The 10,376-nt window shown below is 64.6% G+C and carries 15 protein-coding genes; 7 read left to right on the top strand and 8 right to left on the bottom strand.

Features of this window, described 5'->3' with window-relative positions:
- Window positions 1-65: 65 nt before the first annotated feature.
- Genes AUC68_RS00585 through AUC68_RS00570 form a run of 6 tightly spaced genes read right to left on the bottom strand, consistent with a single transcriptional unit; the run spans window position 66 to window position 3,805 of the window.
- Window positions 66-683 carry a hypothetical protein gene (locus tag AUC68_RS00585; RefSeq protein WP_069435866.1) on the bottom strand — a complete coding sequence of 206 codons (618 nt, stop codon included), beginning with the start codon at window positions 681-683 and terminating at the stop codon, window positions 66-68.
- Entirely contained in the window at window positions 649-924 is a 276-nt protein-coding gene (locus AUC68_RS15395; protein ID WP_083240255.1) for a FeoC-like transcriptional regulator, read from the bottom strand. Before AUC68_RS15395 ends, AUC68_RS00585 begins: the two co-directional genes overlap by 35 nt.
- 56 nt (window positions 925-980) lie before the next feature.
- Window positions 981-3,050, bottom strand: coding sequence for a Fe(2+) transporter permease subunit FeoB (gene feoB, locus AUC68_RS00580; protein ID WP_280138492.1), 2,070 nt, complete (start codon window positions 3,048-3,050; stop codon window positions 981-983).
- Complete coding sequence (locus tag AUC68_RS18030; RefSeq protein WP_204376937.1) at window positions 3,047-3,310, bottom strand: FeoB small GTPase domain-containing protein; 264 nt, start codon at window positions 3,308-3,310, stop codon at window positions 3,047-3,049. The genes feoB and AUC68_RS18030 overlap by 4 nt, the downstream gene beginning before the upstream one ends.
- Window positions 3,310-3,546: a FeoA family protein gene (locus AUC68_RS00575; RefSeq protein ID WP_069435865.1), complete on the bottom strand. Its 237-nt coding sequence runs from the start codon at window positions 3,544-3,546 to the stop codon at window positions 3,310-3,312. The genes AUC68_RS18030 and AUC68_RS00575 overlap by 1 nt, the downstream gene beginning before the upstream one ends.
- Before the next feature lie 4 nt (window positions 3,547-3,550).
- Complete coding sequence (locus AUC68_RS00570) at window positions 3,551-3,805, bottom strand: FeoA family protein (RefSeq protein WP_069435864.1); 255 nt, start codon at window positions 3,803-3,805, stop codon at window positions 3,551-3,553.
- Window positions 3,806-4,002: 197 nt separating this feature from the next.
- Here AUC68_RS00570 and AUC68_RS00565 point away from each other — a divergent pair, with 197 nt between their 5' ends.
- From AUC68_RS00565 to AUC68_RS00545, 5 genes are all read left to right on the top strand, one after another.
- Window positions 4,003-4,581, top strand: a complete 579-nt coding sequence (locus AUC68_RS00565; RefSeq protein ID WP_069435863.1) for a hypothetical protein — start codon at window positions 4,003-4,005, stop codon at window positions 4,579-4,581.
- The gene (locus tag AUC68_RS00560; protein ID WP_069435862.1) at window positions 4,578-4,922 is read left to right on the top strand and encodes a magnetosome protein MamC family protein; all 345 of its coding nucleotides are present in this window, start codon (window positions 4,578-4,580) and stop codon (window positions 4,920-4,922) included. Before AUC68_RS00565 ends, AUC68_RS00560 begins: the two co-directional genes overlap by 4 nt.
- Window positions 4,923-4,966: 44 nt before the next feature.
- The gene (locus AUC68_RS00555; RefSeq protein ID WP_141701018.1) at window positions 4,967-5,371 is read left to right on the top strand and encodes a hypothetical protein; all 405 of its coding nucleotides are present in this window, start codon (window positions 4,967-4,969) and stop codon (window positions 5,369-5,371) included.
- A gap of 12 nt (window positions 5,372-5,383) precedes the next feature.
- Complete coding sequence (locus AUC68_RS00550; RefSeq protein ID WP_083240254.1) at window positions 5,384-7,513, top strand: heavy metal translocating P-type ATPase; 2,130 nt, start codon at window positions 5,384-5,386, stop codon at window positions 7,511-7,513.
- Window positions 7,514-7,672: 159 nt separating this feature from the next.
- Complete coding sequence (locus tag AUC68_RS00545; RefSeq protein WP_141701017.1) at window positions 7,673-8,089, top strand: HMA2 domain-containing protein; 417 nt, start codon at window positions 7,673-7,675, stop codon at window positions 8,087-8,089.
- Between the two features lie 151 nt (window positions 8,090-8,240).
- On the opposite strand, the gene AUC68_RS18025 is transcribed toward AUC68_RS00545, so the two are convergent.
- Window positions 8,241-8,366, bottom strand: a complete 126-nt coding sequence (locus tag AUC68_RS18025; protein WP_280138491.1) for a hypothetical protein — start codon at window positions 8,364-8,366, stop codon at window positions 8,241-8,243.
- A 275-nt stretch (window positions 8,367-8,641) separates the two neighbouring features.
- Between AUC68_RS18025 and AUC68_RS00540 the strand changes: the two genes are divergently transcribed.
- The gene (locus AUC68_RS00540) at window positions 8,642-9,400 is read left to right on the top strand and encodes a phosphatase PAP2 family protein (RefSeq protein WP_069435859.1); all 759 of its coding nucleotides are present in this window, start codon (window positions 8,642-8,644) and stop codon (window positions 9,398-9,400) included.
- Window positions 9,401-9,540: 140 nt separating this feature from the next.
- A complete protein-coding gene (locus AUC68_RS00535; RefSeq protein ID WP_069435858.1) occupies window positions 9,541-9,936 on the top strand; it encodes a Spy/CpxP family protein refolding chaperone in 396 nt (131 codons plus the stop codon).
- On the opposite strand, the gene AUC68_RS16910 is transcribed toward AUC68_RS00535, so the two are convergent.
- A complete protein-coding gene (locus tag AUC68_RS16910; RefSeq protein WP_193407066.1) occupies window positions 9,926-10,303 on the bottom strand; it encodes a DUF6477 family protein in 378 nt (125 codons plus the stop codon). The genes AUC68_RS00535 and AUC68_RS16910 overlap by 11 nt on opposite strands.
- Window positions 10,304-10,376: the final 73 nt, after the last annotated feature.

Below are 10,376 nucleotides of genomic sequence, written 5' to 3'. Positions count from 1 at the left end.
CTTGGGAGGAACCTCTTGGGAGGAACCTCTTGGGAGGAACCTCTTGGGAGGAACCGTGACGCCCGTCAGGCCCCGGTGCCGAGACACGGGCGGCGATCCTCCAGATGCGCCGAACAATCCGCGCACAGAAGGACGAGATCGCGCGCGTAAGCATGGTCCGCTTCCGAGCCCGGGCCGGGGGCGGCCAGAAACACTTCGATGCCGATATAGAGAAAGTGGGGATTTCTCCAGACGGCTTCGGGAATGTAGGTCCAAACGACCGGCCGCGATCCGGGCTCGGCCACTGCGCGAGACTCGTTCGCCTCGTGCGGCACGATCTTCACCCGTCTCACATCCCCACGCGCTTTGCCGCCGGCGGGCGGGCGGGCGACGAGCGCGCGGTCGAGGCAACTCAGGAAGCCTTCGCTCTGACAATAGATGTCCGCGCACCGGCCTCTCTCGTTCAGGCCCGTATGGATGTCGATTACCGGCCCGGTTCGCCGGTGCAACTGCTGGAGCACCTGCCGGTACATCTCGGTATGGCGAATGCGGTAGTGGAATTCGCCGTCCGGCGTGGGGTTGGCGTTGTCCAGCCCGTTCTCCACGCGGAGCAGATCGCAACGGGCACCGAGAAGCTGGGCGAGGCGATCCCCAAAGGGGCGTTCGTCCCTATGAATACCGATCAGGAGAAGCGGCTTTTCCATCGTTTGCGCCGTCGAGCCATTGGTAAATCTCGAAGGAAGTGGAGCAGCAACTGCCGCAAGTGCCACCCTGCGAGCAGCTCTTGCATGTGCATCCGAGTTCGAGACGCTTCACCTTACCCTTGCGGATCCAATGATCGAGCATGCCCCGCAAGGCGTCCGGTTCGATACTATAGTGCGTCGCGAGGTCCCCGATGCTGGCCGGATTGTGGGCCTCGAGGTAGTTCTTCAGATCGAGCAACATGGGCGTTCGTGATCTTCGGTGCTGTTAGGGCGCGGTTTAGGCATGCACGTCTTCGGTTATACGCTCGGGACGGCGGCGGTGCGGGGCTCCTCGCGCGTGCCGTAGAAGCGCAAGGCCAAGAACACCGCGACGAAGAGTGCGAGGATTCCGCCGATCCACCAGGCCGACGACACCGGATCCCGGGAAAACGTCGCGGTCTGGTAGAACAGCACGGCGACAGCGTATGCGAGCGCGGTGGTCCAGACGCTCACGAGTATGGCCCAGGTCGTGCCGGTCTCGCGATAGACGGCGGCGATGGCCGCGACGCAAGGCATATAGAGCAGGATGAAGAGCAGATAGGCGAAGGCGCCGACTTGACCGTCGAAGAGGTTTGCCATCGATCCGAAGATACCGGCGCTCACGCCTTGCTCCTCCGCCGCGGTGAGCGGCGAACTGACGTCGCCGATATCCATGCCCAACGGATCTTGTGCCGTGCCGAAGGCGTCCCGCAGGTTCGGTCCGACACTGTCGACCGCCGCCTGGAGACCGCCCCAGACGCTGAACGCGTCTTCGCCCTCCTCGGAACCCGGCTCGGCGTCGCTCGTCGCCATGCTGGAGTAGAGCGTGTTGAGCGTACCGACCACGACCTCCTTGGCGAGCAGGCCGGTGAAGATGCCGACTGTCGCGGGCCAATTGTCCTCCTGAATGCCCATGGGCTCGAATACCGGAACCAGCCCGCGCCCGATCTCCGACAGCACCGACTCCTCCGAGTCCTCGTGGCCGAAACTTCCGTCGGTTCCCCAGGAGTTGAGGAAGGCGATCACGACGACCATGGCGACGATCACCTTGCCGGCGCGCAGAATGAAACTCCGCAAGCGGTCCCAGGTGCGCAGCATGATGCCTTTGAAGGTCGGCATGTGGTAGGGCGGCAGCTCCATCACGAAGGGCGAGGTTTCGCCTCGCAGCAGCGTGTGCTTCAGCACCAGCCCGGTGAATACGGCGGCGAGAATGCCGATCAGATAGAGCGCGAAGACGAGGTTCTGTCCTCCGACCGGAAAGAACGCTGCCGCGAAGAGCGCATAGACGGGGAGCTTGGCGCCGCACGACATGAACGGAGCCATCATGATGGTCATGGTGCGGTCGCGTGGATTCTCCAGCGTCCGGGCGGCCATGATCGCCGGCACGTTGCAGCCGAATCCGACAATGAGCGGGACGAAGGATTTGCCGGGCAGGCCGACCATGCGCATGAGCCGGTCCATGACGAACGCGGCGCGCGCCATATAGCCGGAGTCCTCCAGGATCGAGAGGAAAAGAAACAGGCATGCGATGACCGGGATGAATGTCGCGACGGTCTGAATGCCGCCGCCAACGCCGGTCGCGAGCAGGGTGACGATCCAGTCGGGGCTGCCGATGCCCTCGAGGAATTGGCCGAAGCCGTCGACGAAGATGGTGCCCGCGGCAATGTCGAAGAAGTCGATGAAGGCGCCGCCGATGTTGATGGTGAACATGAACATCGCGTACATGATGACGAGGAAGATCGGGATGCCCAGCGTCCGGTTGAGGATGACGCGGTCGATGCTGTCGGACACCGTCTTTTTCAGTTGCGTCTTCCGGCGCACGGATGTCTGCGTCACCCCGTTGACGAAGTCGTAGCGACCGCTGGCGATGAGCGTGTCGGTGTCGACGCCTAGTTTCTCCTCGAGCTTGTTCCTTTCGCGCGCGGCGATCGTCTCCGCTTCGGAGTCGAGCGTGCCCGATGCGTTTTCGTCGCCTTCGAGGAGCTTAACCGCGAGCCAGCGCGGCGAACCGCTCGTTGCCGTCGATGTGATATGCGGCAGCAACTCGGCGAGGGCCGCTTCGACCTCCGGCCTGTAGGTGACCGCTTTCCGGCCGGGTTTCTCTTCGTCCGCGGCACGGGCAATCCCCGCCTTGAGATCCTCGATGCCCTTCTCGGCCGAGGCGACAATGGGGATGACCGGACAGCTCAGCCGCTTGGAGAGTTCGTCGATATCGATCTCCAACCGCCGCGACTTGGCGATATCGATCATGTTGAGCGCCACCACGATCGGGGCGCCCATTTCGAGCAATTGCGTGGTGAGGTAGAGGTTCCGCTCGATGTTCGAGGCGTCGACGATGTTGACGATCAAGTCCGCGCCGCCCGACACGACGTAGTCGCGCGCAACGCGCTCGTCGAGAGAGACGCGCGCGCCGCGCCGTCGAGCGAGTAGACGCCGGGCAAGTCGACGACCTCGATTCTCTGGCCGCGATAGGCAAAGCCGCCGACCTTCTTCTCGACGGTCACGCCCGGCCAGTTTCCGACGCGCTGTTGCGTGCCCGTCAGCGCGTTGAAGAGTGTGGTCTTGCCGCAATTGGGATTGCCAACAATGGCAATGCGCACGTCAGCCATCAATCGATCCTCTCGATTTTTAAGGCGTCCGCCTCGGCCTTGCGCAGGCTGAGCGAGAAACCGCGTACCTTGATTTCGACCGGGTCGCCCAGCGGAGCGACGCGGACCACGCTGAGCTCGGTGCCCGGGGTGAGTCCCATCGCAAGCAGCTTCTGCCGGTAGTGCTGCTGGCCCTGGTTGAACCCGATCACGGCAGCGCGGTCTCCGACGGACAGACCACCAAGTCCTTCATTCATGCCTTCACCTCGTTTCCTCGCCGGCAACGGGCCTGACGAGGATCTTCTGCGTGACGCCGACTCCCAGAGCCAGCCGGAGATCGCCGAGCGCAACCACCATGCGCCCGTCAACCTGACGCTGGGTGACGGTCAGCTCCTTGCCGACAACGATTCCGAGATCGAACAAACGTCTTTGGTCATTGTGGTCGCCGGACACCGCGACGACCTTGACCCGCTCTTCCGCACCGACCATTGCGAGCGGCAGTCCACCATCACTCATCGTTCTCGCACCAAGCGACCCTCGATCGCTCCAAAAGATTGACACGCGACCACGGCGCGCGCCAGATTGTGGACAAGATAAGTCATATTTTTTAGCCCGAGAAACTGACCTTGGTCAAAGTGCTGCTGTTTGAATGGCTTTACACGGCTGAAGGCGGGCGTTCGCATGGCAGCAACGAGTGAATGAGTGATCGACACATGAGTGATGAGACCGGTCCCGGGGCCGAAAACCGCATGGGCAGACAATCGAACGGTCCATTCGGCGGCGATTACGAAGCGCCCGAAGGGGCCGGCATGCACGCGCAAGGCGCATTGCCGTTCGGTTGGTACTACTACGGGCCCGAGCCTCCGGCGTTTCCGCCATATGGCAATGCCGGGTACGGAGCGGCGGGCGCCCCCGGAATGATGCATGGTGGGGTGTTTGGTCCCGCAGGCGATCCATACAGGGCAGGACCCGGCGCGGACGCATACGCGAGCCACGACAGGAATGCCGCATACAAGGAAGCGTTCGACCGGCTCTCGCGCGGCCATGTCGATGCCGACACGATCGGCAAACTGCTCTCGCTCGACGACGACGGGTTCTGGAAAGGCGCTTTGATCGGCGCGGGCGCGGCGCTTCTTGCGACAAACTTGCCGACCCTCAAGACCATGTTCGCCGGAGCTTTCACTGGGGCCGCCGGTGCGGGCAAGAACGGCGGCACCGCTGCCGCGCAACACGCGCCGGAACCCGGCGCGAGCGGCGGACCAACCGCCGACGACAAGGAGAAGAAAGAGTGACCTATCCCAATTACGTTCAGAGCTACGGCTATGCCGCACCCATGCTGCCAGCCGGTCCCTATCTTCTGCGCACAGGCGCGGCCGGTGCCATGATTGCCGGCGGCTGGGCCGCAGTGACCGATCTACGCCGCATGCGCGAGGGCGAGCTGACGCGCGACGAGGCCATCAAACACACGGTCACCAACGCCGCGATCGGTGCCGGCGCCGGCGTGCTCGCGGGAACGGCGGCGCATCTGGTGCGGAACCATCCGTTGACGGGCGTGGCTGTCGTGCTGGCCGTCGGCGCGGGAGCGCTCTACATGGCCGGCCAAGAGAAAGCGAACGAGCCCGCGGGCAGCTGACGCGCGGCGGTTCTGCAGCAACGTTCAATCGGAAGGAAGTCTCGATGAATCCCCATCCCCACATGTATCAGATGTCTCCCGGCAACCCGGCCGATGCGCATAACGGCGGCCCTGGGCCGCAAGCTTACGACCCAGGCCAAGCTTTTGGTTACGGGCCGCATTGGCATCAGCACGCGCACCCTTTCGGTCCGGGCCACGCCGCGGGCTATGGTCCGATGGCGCCCGGCCAGCCGCAAGGCCCGGCGGCGCTCGGTCTGCTCAACAATCGGTTCGTCACCGGCATGCTGGTGGGCAGTGCGCTGACTTATGTCCTGACCAACGAGCACGTTCAACGCGCGGCGATCCGCGGCATCACGCAGGTCTGGCTCGGCATCCAAGGCGCCCTCGAGGAGACGAAAGAGCGTTTCCGTGATGCGGAATCCGAGGTCAAGGCCAATCACGGGGAGTAGCACGGTTGTCACATGTCTCTTGAAGCCACCGCATCGCCGAGCGGCGACAACGTTAGGCCGCTTCACCAGCGGCAGAACACGGTCGTCGTGGCGCACGCGCTGCCCAGGAGACTGCGTCTCAAGATGCCGCTGCTGCGCCGGCCGCATCTGGATGCCGGGCATCTGACGAGCCTCATTTCCGAGTTCGACGGCGTCGAGTCCGTGCGGATCAATGCGGCCGCGGCGTCCGTGACCATCGGTTACGACGGCAAGGCCGCGACGCGGCAGGCCATACTCGACCGGCTCTCGGCGCTCTCGCCGAGTGCGCTCGCGTTCCACAACGGTGAGAGCGAACCGAGCGTCACGCCTCTTGTGCTGCGTGCCGCGCTGTTCCTGGTTCTTCCCGTGCTGCCCGCAACTCTCGGCCGGGTCGTGGTCTGGGGTTCGATCGCGCCGCGGGTCTTCCGCGGCGTCTGGTCGTTGCTCACGCAAGGCGTGACGGTCGAAGTGCTCGACGCCACGGCCGTGTCGCTCGGTGCCGCGCGTGGCCGATACGGCACGGCCCTCCTCACCGACGAGCTGATGGCGACCGGCGACTATCTCGAAGAGACCACCGAGCGCCATTCCGAGGACCTTCTGTCGCACCTGCTTTACCGGCACCCATCCTCCGTGTGGGTCGAACGGAACGGAGACGTGGTCAAAGTGCCGTTCGCGGACTTGGACATGGGCGAGATCGTCGTCGTCGGCATCGGCGAATTGATTCCGGTCGACGGGTTGGTGCGGAACGGGGCCGCTCAGGTCAACCAAGCGTCCGTGACCGGGGAGAGCGTGCCGGTCGGCAAGGAGGCGGGGGATCGGGTCATTGCCGGCAGCATTGTCGAGAACGGGCGGATCAGGATTGAAGCCCGCCAGGTTGGCGATGAGACCACCACCGCGCGCATCGCCGCGTTCATCCACGAGTCGCTGACCGCCAAGTCGGAGACGGAACGGGTTGCGGAGGAATTCGCCAACCAGCGTGTTCTGACGACGCTCGGATTGGGGCTGGCGACGTTCCTCCTGACCCGGGACATCACCCGCGTGATGTCCGTTCTGCTGATCGACTATTCGTGTGCGGTGAAGTTGAGCGCGCCGGTGGCGATCCGGTCCATGATGTCGGAAGCCGCCGATCGCGGTGTGTTGATCAAGGGCGGTCCGAGCATCGAGGCGCTGTCGAAAGTAGACACGGTGGTGTTCGACAAGACGGGAACGCTGACGCGCGGCGACCTCGCCATCACCGACATCGTTTCCCTGGCGCCGCAAGACTGGTCCGAGGACCGGTTGCTGGCGATGGCCGCGTCCATCGAGGAGCATGCGCGCCATCCCGTGGCGGCGGCCATTGTCCGCGTGGCCCGCGAACGGGGCGCGCCCCATGTCGCGCATGACGATATCGACGTGGAAATCGCCCATGGGCTGAGGACACGCGTTGACGGCGAGGCGGTCCTGATCGGCAGCCGGCATTTCTTGCAGGATCACGAAGGGATCGCGCTTTCGACCTACGAAGACACCGCGCAGGCGCTGTCGGCCCAAGGCAAGATGCTGCTCTATATCGCGTTCGGGGGACGCGCCGTTGGCATCATCGCGCTCCGCGATGAGCTCAGGACAGACTCCGCCGAGACCGTGAGACGGCTGCGGGCATCCGGCGTCCGCAGGTTGATCATGCTCACGGGCGACCGCAAGCAGCGCGCCGAGGCGCTGGCCGAAGGTCTGGGTCTGGACGGCGTGTTCGCCGAACTGCAGCCGGAGGACAAGGCGGAGATCGTGAAGCAGCTCGGCGAGGACGGTTGCCGGACCGCTTTTGTGGGTGACGGCATCAACGACGCGCCTGCCTTGGCCACGGCCGATGTGGGGATCGCCATGCCGCGCGGCGCCGATATCGCGCGTGCCACAGCCGACATCGTGCTGCTTCAGGACAGTCTCGGTCTCGTGGCCGACGCGCGAGAGGCGTCCCGGACCGCCATGGACATCATCCGCAGCAATTTCCGCGCGGCGATCGGCATCAATTCGGGGCTGTACGTGGTGGCCTCGACCGGCTGGCTCGGTCCGGTTGCAGCTGCGACCTTGCACAACGGAACGACGCTGGCGTTGCTGGGGCGCGCCTGTCCGCAAGCCGGTTCCCGTCAATGAAGAGCGAGCCGGAGGAGCCCGAAAGACCGGCGCCTGTCACGATCGCCGATCACAATGCCGCCCTTGCCGTCGACTAACATGAGGGATGCAAAGTCGTGACGAAGCTGTCAATCTCGATCCTTAAGATCAGTCCCAGCGGCGGCGCGTGAGGAGGATCCAATGGTTTATTGCATTCACCACGTACCCGGGCGTGCACGCTTCAAGGTGCCGCGGATCAAGCAGGATCGTGCTTTCGCGCACGAGCTCGAGACCAAGCTTCTGAGCCTCGAGGGCGTTCATCGCGTCGAGGTCAATCCTTCCGCGCACTCGGTGATCGTGCACTACGACGTCGTCGTCAATCCCTTGGGCGACGCGGTCTCGCACATGCATGGCGGCAAACCGCCCATCGAGACGAGTGGGTGCGACCCGGGCGTGATTCCGCTCAGCCCCAAGCCGGGCGCCGGACCGGCCGACCGGAAGACGCACGAGGAGATTTCGCGCGGTGTGGGTAAGATCGTCGGACAGGCCGTGTTCGCCACGCTGGTACAGCGGACTCTCGAGCGAAGCCTCCTGTCACTCTTGACCGGCCTGCGCTAAGCGGCTGTCGCTGGACCCGCGCCCGGGCTTGCCTTCGTGTGCTGCATAAAAGCAGGATGGGGGCAGGATCGAGTGGCGGCACGGCATCGCCCAAGGAGGGAGAGGGGATCCCGTGCCGCGCGGATGGTTCGCGCTGAAGCGCTGCGTCTCTTTAGCCGATCATGCTTGCGTGAAGCGTGACGAGCTTCGCGCCGAGGGGCGAATGCATCGCCGTGGCAATCACCACAATGGCCCCGGCTGCGATGAGTCTCATGGTCATACGAGAGGGCAAATACATGGGGGGGTATCCTTCCCGTCTAGCGTTGTGGGGCGTCGGATTTCGACACGGAAAGCCTAGACCTGTTGCGCGCGGTTTGGGGTTACAAATCGTACACCTGAGTTCACGCCTCGGTGAGGGGGACTGAGGCCGAAACAGGGCGGCGTAACCGAAACGAACTTTCCGGTTTGCATGGCATAATGGTTCGCAATACGCATAGTGGCCGAGGGGTGCCCCTGCCGGGGGACCCCGCTGACTAAACGCAAATACGGGCAGATTCGTTGCAGGATTCGTCTATGAAGCTGTGGGAGCAGGTGCTGATCGCCCTATCGGTGCTGGCCGTCGGCTTTCTGCTGATCGACCCCTTCATGCTGGAGCGGGCCAAGGCCATGCCGCCGGCCGCCCGCGACTTCTTCCGCGTCATCACCGATATCGGCCGCTCCAATTGGATGCTGATTCCGACCGCGACCATCATCGGCTTCGCGGTTCTGCTCCGGCGCAACCATATCGGTTTCCGCAACGCGGCCGGGTACGGGCTGATCATCCAGGCGGCGACCTTCGCGTTTGTGAGCATCGGCGGGGCCGGGCTGATCTCCTCGCTGTGCAAGAACATTCTGGGCCGGGCGCGCCCCAAGCTCTACGAGGAGCTCGGCCATTTCGACTTCACCTTCTTCGCCTTCGACGCCGATCACGCCTCGCTGCCGTCGGGCCATTCGACGTCGATCTTCGCGTTTGCGACCGTTGTGGCCATATTCATTCCGCGGGCGCGGGTGTTCGTCTACACGATCGCGGCATGGGTCGCGTTCAGCCGGGTGCTGATCGGCGTACACTACTTCACCGACGCGGCGCTCGGCGCGATTCTGGGAACGGTCTTCCCCTATATCGTCCGCGACCGCTTTGCGGCCCGGCGCTGGCTTTTCGAATACGCCCCGGGCGGTGGCTACCGGCTCCGGGGTTTGCGCACCCAGGCCTGGCTGGGCTGGCCCGCAGGCGTGCGCGCATCGCACGACGCCGCTGGCGCGCCATCTCAGGAGAAATCGGCGAAGCAGGGGTGAGTCCCGGCTGGACTGTCTGGGCCTGCTCACGCCCGTCCCCCGTTGATCCTTCCGCTCGTCGTTCCTATCTGCATTTTCTCGACAAAATACGTGGCCCACGCCCCCGTTGCTGGCTTGAGGGCCTAAGGAGAAATTTCGAAATGACGACAAGTCTGAAGCGTATCGTCGCCATGCTGGCCCTCATCGGCGCAACGCTGGTCCCGGCGGCGGCCTTGGCGCAATTGCTGACACCCGAAGACGTGGCCAAGATGGAGGCGCGTCTCGGCCTGACGCCGGAGCAGCGCGCCGCCATTCAGCCGATCCTGCGGGACTCGATGTCGGCCCGTAGCAGCACGTTTCAAAAGCACGGCGTGAACTTCGAGACCTGCGAGCGGCCTGGCGCTCTGGGACTCATCAGGCTCAACAAGGACATGAACCGGATCAACGCGGATACGCGCACGCGGCTGGCGGCCATCCTCAGTCCGGAGCAGCTTCGCGAATACGACAAGATCGTCGCGGAGCAGACGGTCCTCGTGAAGAACAAGATCATGTGCTGATTTCGGATGGCGCGCGGAGCGGTTTGTCCGCCTCCGCGTCGCCTCCGCGTGCAAGCGCCGCCAGTGCGGTTCTTTCCGCCTGCAAGGCGCCGAGGATGGCGAGGTGGCGGTTCGGGTCGTAGGACCAATGTCCGCCCGCGCCCGCGCGGGCCGAGTTGCGCGCGAGGCGTATCAGCCGGGCGATCAGCTTGCGCCGGCCCTGAAGCGACAGATCGGCGATCTCGTCCGGTTTTGCGGCGAGGATCTTCGGCAAATGGCGGGCCCGCTCGTAGCGCGCAGCGGTCCGGGCGATGGCGCCGGCGCGAGAGCCTCGTCCGGCGCGTGCACACGCTTCAAGCCGTTTCCGTCCGGGCTGTGGTGTCGGCACGGGACACTCCGCTGCATACCGGCCACCTCCCGTCCCCTCCGGCACCCGCCGATAGGATAGAGGCAGGCGCGCG

This window comes from Methyloceanibacter methanicus (assembly GCF_001723285.1).
GTDB classification, from domain to species: Bacteria; Pseudomonadota; Alphaproteobacteria; order Rhizobiales; family Methyloligellaceae; genus Methyloceanibacter; species Methyloceanibacter methanicus.
The sequence above is the reverse complement of the archived record's forward strand: the minus strand, read 5'-3'. Positions and strand labels throughout refer to the sequence as shown.

Bases quoted from the DNA above. Each gene is read 5' to 3' on its own strand.
- AUC68_RS00585 (WP_069435866.1), bottom strand. From the start codon at position 683: ATGGAAAAGCCGCTTCTCCTGATCGGTATTCATAGGGACGAACGCCCC.
- AUC68_RS15395 (WP_083240255.1), bottom strand. From the start codon at position 924: ATGTTGCTCGATCTGAAGAACTACCTCGAGGCCCACAATCCGGCCAGC.
- AUC68_RS18025 (WP_280138491.1), bottom strand. From the start codon at position 8,366: ATGTATTTGCCCTCTCGTATGACCATGAGACTCATCGCAGCCGGGGCC.
- AUC68_RS18030 (WP_204376937.1), bottom strand. From the start codon at position 3,310: ATGGCTGACGTGCGCATTGCCATTGTTGGCAATCCCAATTGCGGCAAG.
- AUC68_RS00545 (WP_141701017.1), top strand. From the start codon at position 7,673: ATGGTTTATTGCATTCACCACGTACCCGGGCGTGCACGCTTCAAGGTG.
- AUC68_RS00565 (WP_069435863.1), top strand. From the start codon at position 4,003: ATGAGTGATGAGACCGGTCCCGGGGCCGAAAACCGCATGGGCAGACAA.
- AUC68_RS00570 (WP_069435864.1), bottom strand. From the start codon at position 3,805: ATGAGTGATGGTGGACTGCCGCTCGCAATGGTCGGTGCGGAAGAGCGG.
- AUC68_RS00535 (WP_069435858.1), top strand. From the start codon at position 9,541: ATGACGACAAGTCTGAAGCGTATCGTCGCCATGCTGGCCCTCATCGGC.
- AUC68_RS00575 (WP_069435865.1), bottom strand. From the start codon at position 3,546: ATGAATGAAGGACTTGGTGGTCTGTCCGTCGGAGACCGCGCTGCCGTG.
- AUC68_RS00540 (WP_069435859.1), top strand. From the start codon at position 8,642: ATGAAGCTGTGGGAGCAGGTGCTGATCGCCCTATCGGTGCTGGCCGTC.
- AUC68_RS00550 (WP_083240254.1), top strand. From the start codon at position 5,384: ATGTCTCTTGAAGCCACCGCATCGCCGAGCGGCGACAACGTTAGGCCG.
- AUC68_RS00555 (WP_141701018.1), top strand. From the start codon at position 4,967: ATGAATCCCCATCCCCACATGTATCAGATGTCTCCCGGCAACCCGGCC.